Genomic DNA, 22,532 nt, shown 5'->3' with positions numbered 1-22,532 from the left:
TCGAGACTCAGTATTAAGCCGCTGCAATAACTGTTATTTCAACCAGTAAATCAGGGCTGGCCAAGGCAGATTCACCACAAGCACGAGCTGGTGGAGCAACGTCGCTAAACCACTCATCCCATACCGCATTCATAGCGGCAAAGTCAGACATATCTTTTAGCCAAACTGTGGCGGATAATATTTTTGATTTGTCACTACCTACCTCCTCTAGTAAAGCTTTAATTTTTTCTAGAGTGGTTAAGGTTTGTGCCGAAATATCCTCATCAGCATTTCCCACTTGACCACTTAGGTAGATGGTCTCATTGTGGATGACAATTTGACTCATACGCTGGTCACTGTGTAATTTTTGCATATTCCGTCTCTTTTTTATGAATTTTAAGACCAGTGAGGTTTATCAACCCCACTGGCTTTGGTACAACGTCATCGAGTAATTAACGCTCAAAACGCTCAGCGCTAAATGGAGTTGCATCAATGTATAACGGCTTATCATTGATCATCTCTTCTACCAAGCGTCCTGTGGCTGGGCCTAAGGTAAAGCCTTGATGCGCATGACCAAAAGCAAACCACAGCTTTTCATGTCTTGGTGCAGGACCAATAACCGGCTTCATATCTGCCATACAAGGTCTAGAGCCACACCAAGCTTCTGACTCTACCGCTTCTTCTAATGGCAGCACGTTTTTGGCAATCTTCAATACCGCTTCAAGCTGACCGAAGTTTTTTGGAGCTTTTAGAGTGGTCATTTCAGCACCGGTGGTAATACGAATGCCTTGTTCCATCGGACCCATCAGATAGCCTTTTTCAGCATCAAACAAGCTGTGGCCGATACGGTTGCCTTCGCCAACTTTGAAATGCTGATGGTAGCCACGCATTGGGAATAGTGGGAAGTTATAGCCTAATGGAGCGGTTAGCTCTGTTGACCAAGGACCAGCGGCTATCACCACATGGGTACTGTTATAAGTAGCCAACTCACCCTCGCTAGTTTCAACGGTTACTTGCCAGCTTTTGTCTTCCATTTGCTCAATGTTTTTGACAGCAGCTTGCTTGATTTCACCCTGCATAGCTTCGAAGCTTTTGGCATAGGTTTTTACCAAGCGACTTGGGTTTTTTACCTGCCAAGAGTTCTGCCAGTGAATACCACCGATGAATTGGTCAAAATTCACATTTGGCTCAAATTCTTTTAACTCTTCAGGGGTTAGCAGCTTGTATTGAACACCTTTAGTAGCGGCTCGTTCAGCCAATTTAATGGCTTCATCGTATTTTTTCTGTGTACGGTAAATCTCAAACCAACCGCCTTTGCGTACTAAGTCATCGGCCCCTGACGCTTGAATCATTACGTCATGCTCGCTGGTGCAATGCTCAATTAAAGTGGCCCATTCATCTTCAATTTTGGTTAGTTTTTTGGGCACTGAGTTGGTCCAATATTGATATAGCGCACTTTGATAGTTAAACAAAGCAGACCAACGATAACGAATGTCAGTACTGGTGTTAGGCAACACTCTAAAAATCTCACCCATCTCACGTGGGAAAGCTTTTGGATAGACCGCCTCTCTTTGAATTAAACCTGCGTTACCATATGAGGTTTCTTCACCTGGGGCTTTTTTATCAATTACTAAAACTTTGGAGTTGTTCTTTTGTAGGTGCCATGCAATTGAGGTTCCTACCATGCCCGAGCCAATCACAATAACGTCGTATTGCATAAAAGTTCCTTAAAGTTAGACCCATAAAACAAAATGCGAGACTAATAAGTTAAATTATTCAATAAAAAAGCACGCCCCATGAGAATTGATTTATGAGTCGTGCACTGTATTATGATACCGCTTTTATTAATGCCACGTGGCACTAATTTGATTGAGTTTTTAAATCAATTTTAGTTTTTTGTTTTGCAAAATATTAATTAGAAAAAGTCATATCAGCGATTATCATAAAAAAAGCCATCACTAGTAAGTGATGGCTTTTTACTAACCAATGTCCAGTCCTAAAATAAGTTCATTCAGTACAAACAGTTAGTGTACCTAGTACAAACAGCTGCTAAAAACTAAGCATCAATCAATGCTAAGGACTAAGCATTAATAAGAGCTAAGAACTCCTCTTCTAACACCACGCGTACCCCTAAGCTTTCGGCTTTGGCAAGCTTTGACCCTGCTTTTTCTCCGGCCAATAGGGCTGAAGTTTTGGCCGAAACACTGCCTGAAACTTTAGCACCTAAGGCTTGCAGTTGAGCTTTGGCATCATCACGTGACATACCGCTTTCAACCAAAGTTCCGGTAATCACCCAAGTTTGACCCTCTAACGGCAAATTATCAGACGCCACCTGCTCAACCTTGTCCCAATGCACGCCTGCCTGCTGCAAGGCCTCAATAACTTCCACGTTGTGCTCAGCACGGAAGAAGTTATAAATCAGCTCCGCGGTGATGGTGCCAATGTCTGGTACAGCCTCTAACTCTTCAATACTGGCTTCCATTAACGGAGCTAAATCGCCAAAATGTTGAGCCAAGTTTTGCGCTGTAGTCTCTCCCACCCCTTTAATGCCTATGGCGTATATAAAACGCGATAAAGTGGTGCTTTTACTCTGTTCAATGGCAGTTAGCATATTATTAACTGATTTTTCACCCAACTTTTCAAAGTTAACCAGCTCTGCTTTATGCTCCTGCAAATGGTAAATATCAGCCACAGTTTTGACAATGCCCTGCTCAAAGAAGCTAATCAACCAGCGCTCTCCGAGTCCTTCAATGTCCATCGCTTTACGCGAGACAAAGTGAATAAGGGCTTCTTGCTGCTGAGCCGGACAGAATAGCTCACCTGTACAACGTGCCAAAGCCTCCCCTTCAGGTAATACCACTGGCGAGTCACAGACTGGGCAATGCTCGGGCAAAGTAACGGTTTCCGTATCGTCAGGGCGCAGTTCATGCCAAACCCGAGTAACTTTGGGAATCACATCACCAGCTCGATGCACACTGACAGTGTCTCCAACTCGCACGTCGAGACGCTGAATCTCACCGATATTATGTAGGGTGACATTACTGACGGTTACCCCGCCCACTTGTACCGGCTCAAGCTTGCCAACAGGGGTAATCTGTCCGGTACGCCCCACTTGCCACTCAATAGCATTGAGTTTGGTAATGGCTGTTTCTGCTGGGAATTTATAAGCTGTAGCCCAGCGAGGCTCGCGAGACAGATGACCAAGCTGGCTTTGTAACTGTAAATCATCCACTTTGATGACCATGCCATCAATCTCAAACGGCAAGCTACTGCGGGTTTCAATCACTGATTCATAATACGATTGGACTTGATCCACACTGTTGACTACTTTTACCGCACTAACGGTAAAGCCAATCTCTTTTAACCAAGCCAAAGCTGCAGATTGCTGAGTAATGTGTTCAGGCAATCCTTGATTCACTGAGTAGGCATAAAAAGCTAAGGGACGGTTGGCCGCCACCGCAGGATCAAGCTGACGTAAACTGCCGGCAGCAGCGTTACGCGGATTAGCAAAAACCTTACCCTCGGATTGCTTTGCTTCTCGGTTCAAACGCTCAAAGCCAGCCTTAGGCATCAGCACTTCACCGCGAACCTCCAGCACATCAATATCAAAAGCCGCTTCTAATACCAAAGGAATATTGTTGATGGTTCTCACGTTTTGGGTAATGTCTTCTCCAGTCTGACCATCCCCTCGAGTAACGCCTCTCACAAAATGCCCGTTATGATATTTCAGTGAGACCGCTAGACCATCTAGCTTCAATTCCACCTCATAGCTAGGATTCTTATCCTTATCACTAAGCCTATCATTCACCCGGCGCATAAATTCCGCCAAGTCATCTTTATTAAAGACGTTGCCTAGTGATAGCATAGGTATATCGTGCTTTACTTGGGAAAAAGACGGTAAAGGATCATCGCCCACGCTGGCGGTAGGGCTGTCCGATTGAGTTAAATCCGGATAGCGCTCCTCAAGCTCAATAAGGCTCAAGCGCAATTGGTCATACTCATTATCGCTTATAGTAGGCGCATCCATAACATAATAAGCATTATTATGTTTGCGTACTTCGGTAATTAAAGCACGCATCTTAGCGACAATTTCTTGTTGCTCTATATCAAGTTTTTTATTGGCATTCATTTGAGTAGCCTGACTTTTATTAGAAGTGATTTTTGTCATAGAAAGTGTCTTATTCAAGGCACATACTGATTTAAAAATTTGGGGTTATTATGATAACAATTTTCAGATATAGATGCCTAAGTAAACGTAATTTAACTGGCATTCAACGCAGGAAATGATAATCTAATACATACTGTTGAGTCAGAAGCAAATAACAAGCAAGCCATAAAATAATGGTAAAGTTAATTCCAAGGATTTCAGTTAACCCCTTCAATAAAAAGGATTTTATTATGTTCAATATCAGTGAACGTGGCCAAGAATTTTATCAGCGCACCAAAGACTTCATCGAAACCGAAATCGAACCTATCGAATCTGAACTTATCCAGCAAAGCCATCAAGCAAACAATCATGGCGACTGGACTCAGTGGCGGTGGCCTGAACAATACTATACCTTACGTCAAAAAGCGAAAGACGCAGGTCTATGGAATATGTTCCTGCCTGACGATACTTTGGGTGCAGGCTTATCGGTTACTGATTACGCCCCCATTGCTGAGCTGACCGGTCGCAGCCTTATTGCTCCCAATATCTTCAACTGTAACGCCCCCGACAGCGGTAATATGGAGCTGTTATGGCGCTTTGGTAATGCCGAACAAAAAGAACGTTTTTTACAGCCCTTACTAGACGGTAAAACCCGCTCAGTATTTTGCATGACGGAGCCAGGTGTTGCCTCAAGTGATGCCACCAATATGGAAGCAACAGCCATTGTTGATGGCAATGAGATTGTGCTTAATGGCCGCAAATGGTGGTCTTCTGGCTTAGGCGACCCAGACGTTGACTTTATTATCTTCATGGCTCACACCCCAAATGAAAACTTAGGCCGTCATCAACAGCACTCGATGGTTCTGGTACCTATCGATACGCCAGGCATTAAAATCGAACGTATGTTACGGGTATTCGGCGATTACGATGCGCCTCATGGTCATGGTGAGGTTATATTTGATAATGTACGTGTGCCTGTGGGTCATATTATCGGGGGTCCTGGTATGGGCTTTATGATTGCCCAAGGCCGCCTAGGTCCAGGGCGAATTCACCACTGTATGCGTTGTATTGGCGCCGCTGAAAAAGCACTGGAGTTAGCCATTCATCGCGGTATGAGCCGCAGAGCCTTTGGTAAATCACTGTTAATGCTGGGCGGCAATTTGGAGCGCATAGCTGAAGCTCGTATAAAAATTGATCAGGCTCGCCTGCTTACCTTAAATGCCGCTCACAAAATGGACAGTCAAGGTGTGATGGAAGCCCTAACAGAGATATCAGCGATTAAAGTGGTGGCCCCAAATGTGCTGCAAGAAGTAGTAGATATGGCGATGCAAATACATGGAGGCATGGGCGTGAGTCAAGATACTGTGCTGCCGGCATTTTATGCTCAAGCGCGTAGCTTGCGCTTAGCAGATGGACCAGATGAGGTGCATAAAGGCATGATTGCTAAGCTTGAGCTAAAAAGAAACGGTTATACCCGTCCTAAATCAAAAAAATAACGGTCGCAGCAATCGTTTTTTACTCCCATTCATATTGGCTTTATAAAAGGGATTTTTATGAGCAAGCATCACCAATCTAAACAATCTGCTAGCGGCCGCTCCGCTAGCAGCCTCCAAACCAGTGCGATTATAGACCAACCTACCCAGGTCAGAGAGAGCGAAGCTTTAGATGCGCAAGCGGTCACCCAGTGGCTGCTGTCGCAAAACATTGACGTTGAAGGCACTCCCGAGGTCACTCAGTTTTCTGGAGGGGCATCAAACTGGACCTACTGCCTACACTATGACAATATCGATTTAATCTTACGTCGCCCTCCCGCCGGCACTAAGGCCAAATCAGCCCATGATATGGTTCGTGAATTTAATATTCAACAAGCGTTAAAAGACGACTACCCTTACGTTCCTAATATGATAGCGCTGTGTACGGATGACTCTGTCATCGGCTGTGACTTCTATGTTATGCAGCGTTTGGTGGGTATTATTCCTCGGGCCAATTTACCCAAGCAGTTAGCTCTCGATAGCTCACAAGTTCATCGATTATGTACCAATGTATTAGACGCTCTCATTGAGCTGCATCAAGTGGACTATCAACGAAACCCAGCCCTAAACGCTATTGGTAAAGGCGAAGGTTACTGCCAACGCCAAGTCATGGGCTGGGAGAAGCGTTATAAAAAAGCCAAAACACCAAACGTCCCTAGCTTTTATCTGGTGCGTCAATGGCTAAAACGCAACTTGCCTAAAGACAGTCGTACTTGTGTCATACACAATGACTGGCGTTTTGATAACGTGGTGTTAGACCCACAAAACCCAACTTCGGTTATTGGGGTGCTGGATTGGGAAATGGCCACCTTAGGCGATCCTTTGATGGATTTAGGTAGCGCTCTTGCTTACTGGGTCCAAAAAGATGACAACTTCATCATGCGTCAATCCCGCCGGCAACCCACTCATTTAGATGGTATGATGACTCGTGAGCAAGTGGTGGACTATTATCTCACTAAAATGGGAATGACCACTGACAACTGGGCATTTTATGAAGTATTCGGCTTATTCCGTTTGGCCGGTATCGCCCAACAAATCTACTACCGCTATTATAAGAAGCAAACCGATAATCCTGCGTTTAAGAACTTTTGGGTTATCACCCATGCGCTCCATGCTCGTGCTTTAAAGCTTATTGCCCAGCAAGAGGCAGGACGCGTTGTTGATAGCGGTAAACTGCCCAAGCCAGTGCATTCTATTGCTAAGCGTCTTGTGAAAAACTAGCCGGCTTTGCTTTTGAGCAAAGTTGATAACCAGCTTAAACAATCAACCCAACTAGCCCTCTTTTATAATAAAAGGACATTATGACTACTTTGCTATTTGCTAGGCATGGACAAGCCTCTTTTGGTCAAAAAAACTATGACAAGTTGTCTTCACTTGGGGCTCAGCAAGCCACTTTATTGGGACAACACTATGCCCATACCCAACGTAAGATTGATGCCATCGTCACTGGCAGCTTAGTCCGCCAACAGGACTCTGCCACTCATTTTTTAAACGCTTATAACACTCAGGATGCTTCAACTTTAACCTCCTCTACTCCTAAGATTATCGAAGAGTTAAATGAGTTCAATCACAAAGATGTGTTTATAAAGCTGGATCCTAGCTTTGCCACAGAGGCTGGCATAATGAACGCTGTGGCTCAAGCTCCTGTGCCCAAAGTACGTCTGGCTGAGCTATTCAATGAAGCCATGATTCGCTGGCACTCAGGGCAGCATGATGAGGATTATTTAGAAAGTTGGCCACAGTTTAATCTGCGAGTACAGCAAGCTTTACAAAAATTGATGACTTATGCTGAGCAGCAGCAAGCTAAGAACGTACTGATCTTCACTTCTGGGGGCGTCATTGCCGCCATTACTGCCAGCTTACTCAATCAAGGCAGTGACAGCCCCAGTATGACTGCTTACCAGATAAATCGTAGCTTAATTAATACTGGAGTTACCTCAATAGTGCTAAGAGGTGACCGCCCCAGATTATTATCATTAAATGAGCACACTCATCTGTATCATCAAGGCCAAAGCTTGGTGTCATGGCATTAACTACTATAAGGATTACTCAAAGTGTTGTTTCAGCTAATAAGGATATTTATGAAAAACTCGCGATTTCACACCCTACAAAAAGAACTGCTTGATGGGGTGCAAACCAAACTTGCCGAGACCAAATCGGTGCTACAAAACCAGGACTTAACCAAGCTAATACAAGGCAAAACAGGCAAAGATAAGACCGTTGTGATAACCGGAGCCAGCTCGGGTATCGGTGCCGGTATGGCTCGCACCTTTGCCAAGCTTGGCTACAACCTAGCCATTTGTGCTCGGCGCACTGACCGCCTGCAAGCTTTAAAGACTGAAATACTGGCTGAGAATCCTGATATTCGTATTGAGCTAGCCGAACTTGATGTCAGCGACTATGAGGCCGTATTCACAACTTTTAAGGCATTCCAGCAGCAATTCGACTGTATTGATCGCATTATTGTCAATGCCGGTGTTGGTGAAGGTCGCCGCGTCGGGACCGGTCGCTTTCATATCAACCAACGTACCGCTGAAATTAATTTCATTTCGGCATTGGCCCAATGTGAAGCGGCTATGGAAATCTTTCGGGAACAAAACTCTGGCCATTTGGTAGTCATTTCAAGCATGTCAGCCATGCGGGGTATGCCGAAGCATCTTACGGTGTATGCTGCAAGTAAAGCTGGTCTGGCCCATTTAGCCGAAGGCATTCGTGCCGAGATGATTGCAGACAATCTACCCATTAAGATTACTACTATTTATCCGGGCTATATCCGCACAGAGATCAACGAAGGGGCACCAAAATTACCCTTTGAAGTAGATGAAGCAACCGGCAGTAATGCTTTGGTTGCTGCCATAGAATCAGGCGTCGATGAAGCCTGTGTGCCTACCCTACCTTGGTTGCTGCTGGGTAAGGCTATGAAACATTTGCCCCTACACTTAGTTAATAAACTGGGGTAATACTGGATTGATAACAAAAGCCGTAGCTTAATAATTAAGCTACGGCTTTTTTTGTATTCTAAATTTACTGTAAATCTAAATACTGTATATTCTAAATATATGGTAAGGCTTGTCTCTAACGCTCATTACGCATAGCTGCTTGATATTCTTGTACTTCCGTACGCAGCTGCTGTCTACGCTCACGAGTTAATATTTCGTTATTTTCATCCAATATCAAGGCATTTAAATCATTAGAAATCAGATTTACCACACTCATCATGGTATCAAAACCTTGAGTGGCTTTTGGATGTGGCAATGATAAAAACAGCACCAAACCACTATATCTAGAGGTAGGCAATAGGTTTAAGTCAAAAGGGGTAATCACACCATTTTGATCAACGCCCATCATACTAAACCATAAAATACCTGAACCATCTTTGTTTTCATAACGATGAAACATGTTCATCGCCCCATACTTTAGTCCATACTGCGATACTAAAGATAGGATGGTTTTACCATCAATAAATTCATATTCATTCTTAGGTATTAAAGTAATATTAATGTTTTCTTGAGCATGGTTTAACGGACTGTTTTGATCTTGATCAGCTTCTGCTAATAAATGATGATCTAGCATAGGGCTATTATCTGCAAACTCCGTTTCCTCAGCCGTCTCAATCACTGGCATCAGCTTCTCAGTTGCAGAAGCTAAGGTTGAGAATACATCATCCTCGCTATCATCAATCTGCAATCCAGCCAATTCCATATCTGTTATTTGTTTTTCAGCAGCTGGATCTTGGGTGGGAGCTGTATTTAATGGGTTGCTAAATGGCGTTGTTTTTGAGGCCGTGCTAGCTGAATCACAACCATTATCCGGCTCATACCGAGCTTGTTGCTCGTAATCTTCTATCGTTGCTGCTTGAGAAGTTTGTGCTGCATTAGCTACCGGCACACTATTGTCTTCATGAATGACTGGCTGAAGCTGTTCGCGATCTGGCGTAATGATGGTTTCGCTTTCTTCTATCTGTACTGGATCTGACTGTTCGACCAAGTTACGTTCATGACGAGGAATAATAGGAATACCATTTTTGTCTCGGATAATGGCTTGAGAGTTACTATTGTCCTTGCGGGCCAAAATTCCGCGAATAATTATATAAAGACCTACCACCATAATTACAACAGCAATGATTATTAAAATATAGTCTACGGTGGTCATGATGTACGTGTCCTAAAAGTAAGATAGAAAAACGAGATTAGTCTAGCACGCTTACCGTCGCTCGTCATCAATAGCGATGGACAATAGTTAACTATTTAAGTTAATGCTATAAGCGTTAGTAACAAAAACAGCAAAGTCTGAAAAATATTGAGCAATTTATTTAGCATAGCTCTGTCTTTTATTGTAACGCGATAAGGGCTTATAAATCTATTTTGCCAATGTAACTAGAGACTACATAAGCCTTATAACATATATCACATAAAGAGTAATTAGTACGGTAATAAGTCAATTTAATTAGGCGGAAGGCTCTAAGTAATGCTCAGCTTCTTCCAAACTGACGCTCACCAGTGAAGAGATACCTGGCTGCGGCATAGTCACTCCTTTTAATTCATCTGCAATTTGCATCGCTAGCTTGTTGTGACTAATAAATATAAACTGCACCTCGTCCGCTAAGTCTGAAATTAGGTTGGTAAATCTCATGACGTTGGCATCATCGAGTGGAGCATCCACTTCATCTAGCACACAAAACGGCGCAGGATGTTGCTTAAAAATGGCAAATATCAAGCTTAGTGCGGTTAGTGTTTTCTCGCCCCCAGACAATACAGCCAATCGGCTGTTTTTCTTACCTTTAGGCTGAGCCATTAACTCTAAACCTGCCCGCCACTGCTCATTTTGGGCCAAACCTTCGTCTTTAATCAAGGTCAAACTTGCTTGGCCACCACCGAATACTTTAGTGAACAAATTGGTTAGCGATTCATTGACCGCTTCTAAAGTTTGCAAGAATAAGGTCTTGGTCTTAGCATCGATAGAGGCAATGGCATCGGTTAAGGTCGCCATACTTGATGTAATATCTACTATCTGCTTTTCAAGCGGTAATAGACGCTCATCAACGGCGGCCAACTCTGCTGCTGCTGCTAAGTTTACAGGTCCCATATTATCCAGCTTGCAGCTCAGCTCAGTCTCATCAGTCTGCAGTTTGTGCACTTTAGCTTCTGACAAAGTACGACCGTGGGTCAGATACTCAGTCAGCACCCGCTCCGCACTAAGCTCATTATTGACCTGCTTCAGTCGCTCTCCGGCCTCATTAATACGCTCATTGGCAATGGCTACTTGAGTCACTGTCTCTGCTAACTGCTGCTGCTGTTGTTGCAGTTGCTGCTCCGCCTTATCCTGCTGCTCTTTTAAGCTGTCGGCTTCAGTTTGCAGCGTATTAATAATGGCGTTACGCTCCTCCAATGCAGTCTGTAATTGATGATGACTATCATTGGCCTGCTTTAGACTAGACTCCAGTTTAGGCAGCTGACTTTCCGTCTTTTGCTGCTCTTGTTGTAGTCTCTGCTGGGCCTGTTGCAACTGCTTTAGCTCTATTGAAAGCTGCTGCAACTGCTGCTGACTGTGTTTGTCTGCAAGCTCTGCTTTATTTAGCTCCAACTGCAGCTGACGTAAAGTATTTGCCTCCTCCCGCTCTTGCTCGCTGATGGATTGACGTTGCTGTTCTATCTGCTGCAGTTTATCCTTTACGGCAACCAGCTTAGGCTCTATGGCTTGTAATCCCTCATCGCCCTGCTTAATGCTGACTGCGAGCTGTGATTGCAGTTGTTGCAGCTGTTGATAGTCTTCATCTAACTGCTCACGCTGCTTAGTGAGTCGCAGCTGTTCACCTTGCTGTCGGTCATGCTTAGCCTGTAGCTCAACTTGCTGCTGCTTTAGATTATGTAAGTTATGAGTTAAGGCCGATAGCTGCGCGGTCAGCTCCTCTACAAGAACCGAGCTTTGTTCTTTTTTTAGTTGGCTGGCTTTGACTGCTTTACTAACCACCTCTATCTGCTCTTCGAGCTCATTTAACTTATCTTCCAAGGTAGCTAGGCGCTGTTGCTGCTGCAAACGCACGCTCAAAAACTGAGTATTTTGTGACTCATTACTAAGCTTAGATAAATGAATGGCACCAAAATGCCCCATGACCCACCCTGATGCGGTGATAATTAACGCAGACTGAGGCAGCTGGACAATCAAGGTCGCAGCCGTTTGTAATTCTTCTTGCTCAGAGCTGTCCGGTGAAAGATCGGGCGAATAAAGATAACACTGCTGCCATAAGCTTAGCTTAGGGGCGATAATCAACTCTGATAACGCAATTAGCTGGGAGCCAATACTCTTAGGTTGACTTGCCACTGTCGCACCAGCGAATAGCACACTGTTTTGCTGCTCTACAGAAGTTTTGGTTTTATGACGATTAGTACTATTGGCAGCTTTATTGTCAGCCTTGTTAGCGACTAAGTCAGCATCTACAGCGGTCAACCCAGACAGAAGCTGGTACCACTCACCCACTTTTGCCTTATCCTCATTCGAGGTGATATCGATAACTCGGCTGTCTAGCCAGAAGGCTAACCAACGATCTAATACAGAGGCATGTTGCTCTCCAGCGGCGGTCAATCGAATCTGCTGATGCAGTGCTGGTAGTTTATCCAAGGCAGCCACTGCGGCATTTGTATCTTGTGTATTGGCTTTGCCCTGCTGAGACTTATCATCTTTTGTGTTGCTCTTTTTTGGATGAACTATGCTGTGTAGCGTTTCATACTCAGCTATTAAACTGGCATGTTGCTTTTCTAATTGTGCCAACTGAGTTTGCTGCGTAGTCAGCTGCTGCGACAACTCATTTAGGGCTGGCTGCTCAGTTTCTAAGCTTTCAGTCACCGTTTCTTGCTGCTTCATCAGCCCTGATAGCTTGGTTTTAAGCTCAGCCAAAGCTTGTACTGGACTGTCTTGCAAACTATTACTGTCTTTATCAGAGTTGGAGTCTGAAGGGGTCAATCCCCATTTGACTGCTTCTTGCTGCCATAACTGCTGCTGTGATTGCCACTTCGATAAGTCTTGCTGCACTCGGCCGTCAGCCTGCTCATCGAGAGCCATCTGCTGCTCAAAGTGGCGTTTTTGTTTTTCTAGTTCTATGACCTTAGCATTCACCTCATTCCAAGTGGCTTGTAGCGGTGCATATGCTTGTTGGGTTTGCTGTTGTCGCTGTTCTAGAGCAGTAATTTTAGGCGTTATTGACTGAATAACCTCAGCCTGCTGCCGCTGTTCTTTTTTTGTCTCTCTCAGCGAGTTTTCGGTTCTTTTTTGACGCTCTATATTGGCTTGTTGACGCCCATCAAGCTGGTTGATATTGGCTTGCAGCGTATGTAACTGATGCTCAACTTGCTGACGCTGCATATCTTGTATGTGCAGTTTGTCGCGGGCCTCATCTTTTAGCCACTGCTCTTCGGCCAAGCGGTCACTTAACTTGCTAAACTTGGCTTTTAGTTGGCTATATTGCTGCTGCAAAGTGGTCACCGACTTAGTCAGTGATGCTTCGCTAGACTTATGCTGCATTTGTAAAGACTTAGCTTGGCACAATTGATGGATTGCCAACTGCTCTTTGACTGTCGCTAATTGTTCTTGAATTTGCTGATACTGATTGGCACTTTCGGCTTGCTTCACCAGCTTTTTTTTCTGACGACTTAGCTCAGCTTCAATATCATTGAGGCGCTCTAAGTTTTCCTGAGTTTTTTGTAGCTTCTTTTGGGTTTCTTCACGGCGTGCCTGATAACGCGATACGCCTGCGGCCTCTTCAATAAACTCTCGCAGCTGCTGCGGGCTTGAGTCAACAATACGCCCAATCATCCCTTGCTGAATCACAGAGTAACTGCGTGGGCCCAGTCCAGTTCCTAAGAACACATCCACCACATCACGGCGACGACAACGCGTTCCGTTGATGAAGTAGTCAGATTTGCCCTCAACATTAATCTGACGGCGCACTGACAACTCATGGTATAAGTTTAATTCGTGGCGGATACCCGTTTGCTCATCTTGGGTGTGTTCAAAGGTTAGCTCGACACTGGCAACACTTTTTGCGGCCTTATCTTGAGTACCTGCAAAAATCACATCACTCATTGCCCCGCCCCTGAGCTGCTTGGCAGAAGACTCTCCAAGCACCCAGCGGATGGCATCAATCACATTGGACTTCCCACAGCCATTTGGACCGACAATGGCGGTAATGCCATGTCGAAAAGTAAAAGTAGTAGGATTGGCAAAAGACTTAAATCCTGCCATCTTAAGAGATTTTAGACGCATGAAGGCCGCATGAAGTTAAAGGTTACAGGGATTAGCAGAAATAATTGCAAGCAATAAAGTGGCGTATTTTACCTGAAATTGAACGATTTTACAGTCATAGCTGTTGTTAACCTAGATATACAAATCGTAAATAAGCTTTGTTTGAATTGACTGCCCAAAGTGCCTATATTGTTAGACTAGATTATCAAACTAGATTGGACCCAATAAAACCTATTTAGCTTTTATAACCAAACCTAGCTAACCCAAATCCAATTAAACCAAATCCAGTTCTACTAAATTAATTTAAATCAAATAACGCAAGAAGGCCTTATGTCTCAATACGACCCGCAGCAATTACAACAAAAATTTGAGCGTTGGAGTGAGTTATACCAAGAACAATTACAAGCCCAGGAGCGCCTCAAAGAAGCAGAAGCTTTATATTCAGAACTACAAGAGTACTACCAAAGCCCGCAGTGGATGGCTGACCGTGAAGCTGATCTACAGCTTCAATATTCTGGGGCTGCCCACTCTATCTTTAGTGAAGACGCGCTGTGGAATATGATATCCGATCGCAATGAGTTAGCGATACAATGGATGCGCCTAGGTCTAGATGCCCTAGATAATAAATAGCCGTTAATAACTAGATAATAAATAGCCGTAATAGGCGTAAAACCTTATTAACAATAGCATTTCAGTTAAGCTTAGCTATTAAGCTTAGCGGTTGGGTTTAAAGATTTATAGTTCTACTACAGAATATTCATTCCCGATAAACCAGACCATAACAACTGACTTCCCGCTACTAATAACAACACCCCAAAGCCTTTTTTTAAGGTAGCTGCCGGTAACTGATGCGCCCACTTAGCGCCAAGTTTGGCGGTAATAAAGCTGGCAAACGAGATACAGACGAAGCCTATAACGTGAACGAATCCAACCGCACCTGGCGGTAATTGAGCCACGTTTTGACCGAACCAAGCAAACCCAGCCGCCCCTGCTAAAGCAATAGGCAGCCCACAAGCAGCCGAAGTTCCTACCGCTTGACGCATAGGCAAGCCGGCCCAAGTCAAGAATGGCACCGTTAAGCTGCCACCACCAATACCGAAGATAGCCGAAGCCATACCAATGCCAGACCCAGCGCCCACCTGTACCGGTGCTGAGGGCAGCGGCTTACCTAGGTTTTCTTTATTGGGTAAAAATAACATTTTAAAAGCAACCAGTAATGCACCAGCCCCAATTAAGGCCTGTAGCATTAAGCCATGAATTTGCTCAGCAACTGCAGCTCCTAATATACTGCCAACGACTAGGCCGATTGCCATATTTCTCCAGATATCCCATCGCACCCCACCGCGTTTATTATGGGCCGTTAAGGAGCTAATTGAAGTCACAATGATAGTCGCTAAAGAAGTCCCAACCGCTAAATGAGCAACAATCTCTGGGGAGTAACCATAAGCGGTGAAAATCCAGACCAAAGCAGGAACGATAATCATGCCACCACCGACACCAAATAAGCCGGCACATATTCCTGCAAAAGCCCCTGCAGCCAAGAACCAAACTATCATCATAATGCCACTTCTCTGCTATTTAAACTGTTTAAAAAAATAATACTCACAGTATAGCAAAAGCATTTATCTAAATTTAAATAATCTATAGGCATACCGTATCTACCCTGTCTTTAGCTATTGGCTGTATTAGGCGTATAATCAGCTTATTAAGCAGCAGACAACGCGCCCATAGAAGATACTCTCGGGGCTCCCCTGCTATTCAAATCCCAGTTTATTTTGTTTAGCAATTATCCTTTTTATAAGCTAAATCTAGGCTTCACTATGTACACCCATACTCCTCAGAGCTCCCAGCCTATTACCCACCACCACTTAGCTGTGTGTGGCTCGACCAACAATGAGCTGATTCAGAGCTTGGCGCAGCAGAAGATAGATAGTAACCAACCTTACTTACTAACTGCTAGCCAACAAACAGCAGGACGAGGTCAAAGAGCCCGTACTTGGCAATCCCCCATTGGCAATATCTACCTGTCGTTATACCACCCCTTATCAGTGCCAATCTCCGGCTTATTGTCTTTGGTTGTCGGATTTCATCTCACTCGCCTGCCCATTATCCAGCAGATAAACCGTCAGCGTCGTGCTGTAAACCTTCCCCCTATTGGGGTTAAGTGGGCCAATGATATTGGTTACTATGCTGCAGATGAGACATCTGACAAAAGTGATCTTGAGTATAATAACTTTAGGAAGTTGGCTGGTATTTTGATTGAGCCGGTATGGGTGGATAATCAGATTACTGGGGTTGTTGTCGGCGTGGGAATAAACATTGAAACCGCTCCGGTATTATGTGAAGTCACCAAAGAAGGCATGGAGTATCAAGCCGTCAGCTTAACCCAAATCATTAATGAAACTGAGCAAGCCCTCATTTCTCAGTCTCATATCTTTCAAACCCACATCGCTCAAGAAGCCGCTCAAGAAGCCAATAGTGCCCTAGATACTCAGGCTCAAAATAAGACTGCATACTACCAAGCTGGGCAATCTATCGTAGCCCTTCCCCGCCCTAAAGCAGAAGATTTATACCTAGCTGTTAGTGCTACAATTTTACGCGCTATTCATCAATTTATCAGCTTCAAACAACAAGCTTATAGCTTACCTAGCTTCATTAGCGACTATCAATCGGTCAATGTGTTAGCAGGTCGTCAGGTACAAATCACTCAGCAACCCTTAAAAGAGGCCAATCAGTCGGCTTTAGAGGCTGCAAAACCGGTGGTTATACAAGGAGAGGTTATGGGTCTAAACGAAGATGGGAGTTTACAGCTCAAAACTGGCTTTGATGAGCAGATAATAAAAATATATACCGGTACCATTCGCATAATCTGAGACAGGTTAAAGGTTATCAGTATAAACTAACAATTAACATAGACCCTACATTAAAGTAGTGAAGTAATAGCAGGCTCTATTGGCTATTGGCTGATTGAGACTGCTCCTCTACTGGTTGATAATACCACTCAATCTGTCTATCAAAACCAACTTCTAGCAAGCTGGCTAATATCCTCCCCGTAAGCCCCCAAACCACTTCCCCGTCTACCCTCCAGCAGGGCGTCTTGATGTGGACGATTTGACCTCCCATAGCGTAAGGCAGCACATAATCACAAGTCGGCTCAGTAATTATCTTCTCAAAATCTCCCCAAAATATTCGGGCAATCTCACCAAGTTCCGGAACATAAGTCACCGGCGGCTCTACCAAGGCCACAATCGGTCTGACCTCTAGTCCCTTTTTGGAAATCTGAGTGGGCAGCTGGCCAATAATTTGTGCTTTACTGGGGGGCAATGCGGTTTCTTCACAGGCTTCACGCAAAGCGGTAACCACATTATTACCATCCTCTGCATCATGCTTTCCTCCTGCAAAAGAGACTTCACCGGCATGACTGCTTAGGTGTGCTGCTCGCCGCGTCAACAGTATCTTTGGCTGTGGCTCATTGGTAATAAGTACCAACACTGCCGCATCAGCATTTGGGGTAGTTATAAGATGATCTAGTATGGCTTTGACTCGACCAATTTCCCCTTGATTTTTAAACTCTTGGTTAGGGGTATGACAATCCACTACGCCATCTTGAAACATGGCCTGCTGTACTCGCTGTGCCATTTGCCTTAGCTCAGGATGGGTAATGTACTCCGGCAACACCACAGCCAACTCTTCAAACCGAGGAGAATGGCTATTTTGGTATTTTATTGTTATTGCCGATGTCATTTGCGTGGAGGATTTCATAAGACCTTTTTAAATAATTTTCAAACAGTTAACAGACTAAGGTTAGACTAACGCATCGCCTTTAAGTATGCTATCTTGATGACTTGCACGTTTCAGTTGTTTTGTATTACTAATGATATCGAGCGTATCATAATATGGCTATAGCTCTCTTACTAAAATTAAAAAATCACAAGATACAATAATAAGGACAGCCCTATGGCGTACTGTTTACAATGCGGCCACCAAGCGGAGCATAAGATTCCTGAAGGAGACAATAAACCACGCTTGGTTTGCCCTAATTGTCATTATATTCACTATGAAAACCCCAAAGTAATCTGTGGTGCCATCGTCATTCACGAAGACAAGGTACTGCTTTGTCGCCGTGCCATCGAGCCTAGATATGGCTATTGGACCTTACCTGCAGGCTTTATGGAAATTGGTGAAACCATGGCACAAGGTGCCGCACGCGAAACGGTGGAAGAAGCCGATGCTGTGGCCATCAACACCCATCTTTATTGCTTATATGACATCCCTCACATTGGCCAAATTTATGTGCTGTATCTGGCTGAGCTACAACAAGGCAAGTATGATGTCGGTCCCGAAAGTCTGGAGTGTGCTTTATTTGAAGAAGCAGATATCCCATGGGATGACATTGCATTCGAAGCGGTTAAACGCACCTTAAAGCATTATTTTAATGATCGTAAAACCACTGATGATCCGGCAAAGTTCCCAATTCATGAAGAGACCATTCCTAAAGATAAGGGCATTAAGCGCTATTAAATTAAGCGCTTCTTATTGCTCATTGCAGCTTCTTGTCACCTTATCTGGACCTAAGGCCCATGCCGAACTCCCTACGTTACTGCTTAGTACACCACCTTACTAAAATCAATAGGGCACTGAGCGTGTTGAAGGTAGTAGCGGTTGCGGGCCTCTTTGTAACCAGTAGCAGTTTGTCTCAGGCTCAACAAAATACTGACCATAGAACCATTTATAAAAGTATTGGTAAATTTGGCGAGGTTAAATACTCGCAATTTGCCCCTGAGACCAATACTAAAGCAGAAATCATTCAGATGCGCAGCGATGGCAGACCAAGCCAGCCGGGACTTTTTGCTCCGGCTACTACCGATCCAAATGGCGTTAATTTAAATCTAGCCAATAACATTGCAACCAATAACTATCCAAATAGTAACATTGCAACCAACCATACCACCACCATATCGAAGCCCTCTGACCCAAATACAACAACTCCTTCTCAATGCCAAAAACTCAAAAACAACCTTTCAAACTTACAAGCTGGCGGTGAAATCTATGAGGCTAAAGCTGAGGGAGTACGCCGTTATTTAGATCCAGCACAAGTAGCTGTCAAGATAGAGAGGACTCAACAGCTATTGGCCCAATATTGTAATTAATAGGGCCGTCATTGCTCATAAAAGACTAAAGCACTCCCCATCAAAAAATAAAGAACTCCTCATAAAAACTAATACTCTAATAAATCGCACCAAGAAACCATCAAGACAAGTGTTCGTCTAAGCCAGCTAGGCTAGGGTCAGCTGTTTAAATACCTCACCCACCTTTTGTGGCATATCGCTGGCTTGGACTGCCCATGTCCCTTTTGTACGCTGTAAATTATCCCCTGCCATGGCGTGTAGCATCACCGCTTGCTGTAAGCTGCGAGTGCTTTTGGCTAAAGTAGTCTGTGCCAGTAAGCCTGCCGCTAGACCTGATAACACATCCCCCATGCCAGCGGTCGCCATACCGGGATTACCTGCAGCGCAGACATAGATTATCTGATCACTCATCACCAAAGAGCCTGCTCCTTTTAGTAGCCAGCTGCCTTGATATTGCTGCTGCAAACTAGACAGGGCAGTCAATCTATCTGCTTCAACTTCGCTTGCCTCAGTATTTAACAGTCTTGCAGCTTCACCACTGTGCGGCGTGTACCAAACTTCATTCTGCTTAGCGTGAGCTATCAATTGTTCAATCAGCTGTGGCGCTTCATCAGCCAGTGTCGCCAAATGATACAAACCATCAGCATCAATGATTAAGTCTTTATCTTGTTCTACTGCGTGCTGCAGATACTCTTTAAACAAGCGAAGACTTAAATCATCTCGTCCTAATCCCATGCCTATAGCGATAACATCACTTTGTGCGATTAGCGCTTTTACCGCTTGAGTATGGTGTAAATCCACACTCATGGCATTAGGCACGCCAGCAATCAGACTACTATGAAAGGCGCTATGACACGCTACGGTCAGCTTACCCACACCTGTAGCAAAAGCGGTCATCGCTGACAAGATAGTAGCGCCCCCCATTCCTTGAGAGCCATCAACTTGATTACCGCCTATGATTAAAGCATGGCCGAAGCTGCCTTTATGAGTGTTGTTTTCACGTTGCACCAAAGGCATTGCTTGATAGTGCAGCCAGGCCACAGGGCTCTTATTTAGCACACTTGGTATCAGCGCTATATCCACTACTTGACCGCTATAATCCACCGCATCTTTGATATGTAACCCCAGTTTTCGGGCCACTAAGCACAGAGTGACATCGGCTTTAACCGCACAGCCTGCAAACACCTGCCCGGTGCCAGCCAGTACTCCACTTGGAATATCGACACTAATGACCGTTAATCTATCTGAACGATGGCGTTTATGCTCATTAATTACGGCTATGGCCTCCGCATAATCATGGGCCGGCGCTCGGTCTAAACCAATACCAAATAAAGCATCGATATATAAATCTGCGTCAGTTGTATCGGCTTTATACTGCCCTTCAGCAAACGGGTAAACAGCCACTCCGCTTTGTATGGCTTGATTTTTTGCTGAGGTGGCATCGACCGTTGACGCTTGCCCTACTTCAATAACAGATACTTTAGCTCCCAATTGATTTAAGTAGTACGCCACCAACCACCCATCACCGCCATTATTACCACTACCTACCCAGACACAAGCAGATAATGCTGTCGTGTCTACAGCAGGTCTACCCTGCTCATCGAGCTGAGGATACGCTTTGGCCACAATATTCTGATTCACCCAATACGCAATCTGCCAAGCGGCTTGCTGCATTAATGAGTAACTCATATTGCCTTTATCAAACCACATTTTCTCTATGGCATAGACTTGTTTTGGGGTATATAAAGCAACGGGCTTTCTATCTTGCTGGCTATCTTGTTGATTTAAGATATTATGACGTAGTGGCATTTCTCGATTACTCCTGTTATGAGTACAACCAAGCTAAGATGTGCCTTAGCATAGGTTTTATATTTGTCTAATAATAGCTTATCATACTCCTTTATATAAGCTTCGAGTCCTCTGTCTATGCCAGATTCTACCCCTCCAGATTCAACCCCCTCTCAGTCCTTTGCCACTAACCCTTTTAATGATGCCCAAGATGTCAAAAACTGGATACGTGAGCAGGCATTGGCGTTAGGCTTTGCTGACTGCGGTTTTATCGGTGTGAATCACCCTGTTTTCGAGCAGCAAATGCAGGGGTTACGTGACTGGCTGGCAGCAGGGTATCATGGTCAGCTCACTTTTATGGAATTAAACCATGACAAACGAGCCAATCCCGGTCTATTGGTAGAAGGCTCGCGCACCATTGTCTCGGTACGCATGGACTATCTGGAGGCCGCTCCCAAACCGCGGCGTATAGAAGACAACCATCGTCCCAATCATGCCATTATTGCCCGCTATGCTCGGGGTCGTGATTATCATAAAACCATGCGCTCCCGGCTCAAGAAGCTGGCTCAACAAATCGAGACCATGTTGCCGCAGTGGCAGCACCTAGATGTCAATGCAGACCAGCCCTTTGTGTTTCGACCTTTTAGCGATTCAGCGCCTATTTTTGAACGTCCATTAGCTGATGCCGCAGGATTGGGTTGGACGGGCAAACACACCCTATTGATTAACAGACAATCCGGCTCATTTTTTGTGCTAGGAGAGCTGTTTTTAAGTTTGGCATTGCCAGATGATAGCCCAGTAAGCGCTCACTGTGGCAGCTGCAGTGCTTGTATTGATATCTGCCCTACTCAGGCCATTATTGGCCCCTATAAGCTCAAAGCAGACGCTTGTATCTCCTATTTGACCATTGAGCATGACGGCGTTATTGACAAAAAATATAGAAGGGCTATTGGCAATCGAGTTTTTGGCTGTGATGACTGTCAATTGATTTGCCCTTGGAATCGCTATGCCAAACTTAGCCCCATCGATGACTTTTTGGCGCGCCATAAGTTAGATGATAGCTTGCTTATTGAGCTATGGCAGTGGTCAGAACAAACTTTCTTGGATAAAACTCAAGGCAGTCCTATACGCCGAACGGGCTACGTCAATTTCCTACGTAACTTAGCCATAGGTATTGGCAATGCCCCTTATACTGCTGATAATATAATTGCCCTTGAATCAAGATTGGGCACGCTTGGTGACGTCTTAGATGAACACATTCATTGGGCGATCGCCGAACAACGGGCCAAAGCTAGTTAAAACTACAATAAAAATTAAAACCACAATAAAATTAGCTTAAAAAAAAGCACCTATCTGATTGGATAGGTGCTTTTTATTCTAGTAATTTCTAACAGTTATTAAGCCTTTTTATATTAAAATTTTATTTAACAACTGTTACTTACTAGGGCGTGTCCTCAATTTAACCTACAGTGAATAATAGTACAAGCTAGGTAAAGCATAGATTTAAAATTGCGTGCTAGCTTTTCATAGCGTGTTGCTATACTGCGAAAATGCTTTAATCGAGCGAACATATTTTCAACTAGATGGCGTAATTTATAAAGGTAACTGTCAAACTCTGGGTTAGGTTGTTTCGTATTTTTTCTTCTAGGAATAACCGCTCTCATGCCATGTTCTATCGCTTTATCTCTGATTTTCTGCGAATCGTATCCTTTATCAGCT

General features: G+C 44.3%; 18 protein-coding genes. 9 read left to right on the top strand and 9 right to left on the bottom strand.

Going from position 1 to position 22,532, the window contains the following annotated elements; all coding sequences use genetic code 11:
- Positions 1-13: 13 nt before the first annotated feature.
- From G561_RS0100895 to ligA, 3 genes are all read right to left on the bottom strand, one after another.
- Complete coding sequence (locus G561_RS0100895; protein ID WP_028857862.1) at positions 14-352, bottom strand: RidA family protein; 339 nt, start codon at positions 350-352, stop codon at positions 14-16.
- A 79-nt stretch (positions 353-431) separates the two neighbouring features.
- Positions 432-1,697, bottom strand: a complete 1,266-nt coding sequence (locus G561_RS0100890) for an NAD(P)/FAD-dependent oxidoreductase (protein ID WP_028857861.1) — start codon at positions 1,695-1,697, stop codon at positions 432-434.
- Between the two features lie 362 nt (positions 1,698-2,059).
- A complete protein-coding gene (gene ligA / locus G561_RS0100885) occupies positions 2,060-4,108 on the bottom strand; it encodes an NAD-dependent DNA ligase LigA (RefSeq protein WP_115343032.1) in 2,049 nt (682 codons plus the stop codon).
- A 269-nt stretch (positions 4,109-4,377) separates the two neighbouring features.
- On the opposite strand from ligA, the gene G561_RS0100880 reads away from it, so the two are divergent.
- From G561_RS0100880 to G561_RS0100865, 4 genes are all read left to right on the top strand, one after another.
- Entirely contained in the window at positions 4,378-5,622 is a 1,245-nt protein-coding gene (locus G561_RS0100880; protein WP_028857859.1) for an acyl-CoA dehydrogenase family protein, read from the top strand.
- Positions 5,623-5,679: 57 nt separating this feature from the next.
- On the top strand, positions 5,680-6,879 hold the full coding sequence (locus G561_RS0100875; protein WP_028857858.1) for a phosphotransferase family protein: 1,200 nt from the start codon (positions 5,680-5,682) through the stop codon (positions 6,877-6,879).
- 80 nt (positions 6,880-6,959) lie between these two features.
- Positions 6,960-7,691 carry a histidine phosphatase family protein gene (locus G561_RS0100870; RefSeq protein ID WP_028857857.1) on the top strand — a complete coding sequence of 244 codons (732 nt, stop codon included), beginning with the start codon at positions 6,960-6,962 and terminating at the stop codon, positions 7,689-7,691.
- Positions 7,692-7,739: 48 nt separating this feature from the next.
- Positions 7,740-8,618, top strand: coding sequence for an SDR family oxidoreductase (locus G561_RS0100865; RefSeq protein ID WP_028857856.1), 879 nt, complete (start codon positions 7,740-7,742; stop codon positions 8,616-8,618).
- Positions 8,619-8,733: 115 nt separating this feature from the next.
- Here G561_RS0100865 and G561_RS0100860 read toward each other — a convergent pair whose 3' ends face one another.
- Together G561_RS0100860 and G561_RS0100855 are read right to left on the bottom strand one after the other, a co-directional pair.
- Positions 8,734-9,810 carry a cell division protein ZipA C-terminal FtsZ-binding domain-containing protein gene (locus G561_RS0100860; protein ID WP_028857855.1) on the bottom strand — a complete coding sequence of 359 codons (1,077 nt, stop codon included), beginning with the start codon at positions 9,808-9,810 and terminating at the stop codon, positions 8,734-8,736.
- Between the two features lie 294 nt (positions 9,811-10,104).
- Entirely contained in the window at positions 10,105-13,917 is a 3,813-nt protein-coding gene (locus G561_RS0100855) for an AAA family ATPase (protein WP_028857854.1), read from the bottom strand.
- Positions 13,918-14,226: 309 nt separating this feature from the next.
- Between G561_RS0100855 and G561_RS0100850 the strand changes: the two genes are divergently transcribed.
- Positions 14,227-14,526: a DUF4298 domain-containing protein gene (locus G561_RS0100850; protein WP_028857853.1), complete on the top strand. Its 300-nt coding sequence runs from the start codon at positions 14,227-14,229 to the stop codon at positions 14,524-14,526.
- Positions 14,527-14,642: 116 nt separating this feature from the next.
- On the opposite strand, the gene G561_RS0100845 is transcribed toward G561_RS0100850, so the two are convergent.
- Positions 14,643-15,455, bottom strand: a complete 813-nt coding sequence (locus tag G561_RS0100845; RefSeq protein ID WP_028857852.1) for a sulfite exporter TauE/SafE family protein — start codon at positions 15,453-15,455, stop codon at positions 14,643-14,645.
- A gap of 261 nt (positions 15,456-15,716) precedes the next feature.
- Between G561_RS0100845 and G561_RS0100840 the strand changes: the two genes are divergently transcribed.
- Positions 15,717-16,769 carry a biotin--[acetyl-CoA-carboxylase] ligase gene (locus G561_RS0100840; protein ID WP_028857851.1) on the top strand — a complete coding sequence of 351 codons (1,053 nt, stop codon included), beginning with the start codon at positions 15,717-15,719 and terminating at the stop codon, positions 16,767-16,769.
- A 76-nt stretch (positions 16,770-16,845) separates the two neighbouring features.
- Here G561_RS0100840 and G561_RS0100835 read toward each other — a convergent pair whose 3' ends face one another.
- Entirely contained in the window at positions 16,846-17,658 is an 813-nt protein-coding gene (locus tag G561_RS0100835) for an NUDIX hydrolase (protein WP_081794331.1), read from the bottom strand.
- Between the two features lie 195 nt (positions 17,659-17,853).
- Here G561_RS0100835 and G561_RS0100830 point away from each other — a divergent pair, with 195 nt between their 5' ends.
- Positions 17,854-18,417, top strand: a complete 564-nt coding sequence (locus G561_RS0100830; protein WP_028857849.1) for an NUDIX hydrolase — start codon at positions 17,854-17,856, stop codon at positions 18,415-18,417.
- A gap of 59 nt (positions 18,418-18,476) precedes the next feature.
- Positions 18,477-19,046: a hypothetical protein gene (locus G561_RS0100825; protein WP_147286704.1), complete on the top strand. Its 570-nt coding sequence runs from the start codon at positions 18,477-18,479 to the stop codon at positions 19,044-19,046.
- Positions 19,047-19,172: 126 nt separating this feature from the next.
- On the opposite strand, the gene G561_RS0100820 is transcribed toward G561_RS0100825, so the two are convergent.
- Entirely contained in the window at positions 19,173-20,834 is a 1,662-nt protein-coding gene (locus tag G561_RS0100820) for a bifunctional ADP-dependent NAD(P)H-hydrate dehydratase/NAD(P)H-hydrate epimerase (protein WP_028857847.1), read from the bottom strand.
- 117 nt (positions 20,835-20,951) lie between these two features.
- Between G561_RS0100820 and queG the strand changes: the two genes are divergently transcribed.
- Entirely contained in the window at positions 20,952-22,112 is a 1,161-nt protein-coding gene (gene queG / locus G561_RS0100815; protein WP_028857846.1) for a tRNA epoxyqueuosine(34) reductase QueG, read from the top strand.
- Positions 22,113-22,267: 155 nt separating this feature from the next.
- Here the strand turns inward: queG and G561_RS0100810 are convergent.
- Positions 22,268-22,532 (bottom strand): IS5 family transposase (locus G561_RS0100810; protein ID WP_028857845.1); only part of this gene is annotated, 265 nt, incomplete at its 5' end.

The sequence above is a fragment of the Psychrobacter phenylpyruvicus DSM 7000 = NBRC 102152 genome, from assembly GCF_000685805.1.
GTDB classification, from domain to species: domain Bacteria; phylum Pseudomonadota; class Gammaproteobacteria; order Pseudomonadales; family Moraxellaceae; genus Psychrobacter; species Psychrobacter phenylpyruvicus.
The sequence above is the reverse complement of the archived record's forward strand: the minus strand, read 5'-3'. Positions and strand labels throughout refer to the sequence as shown.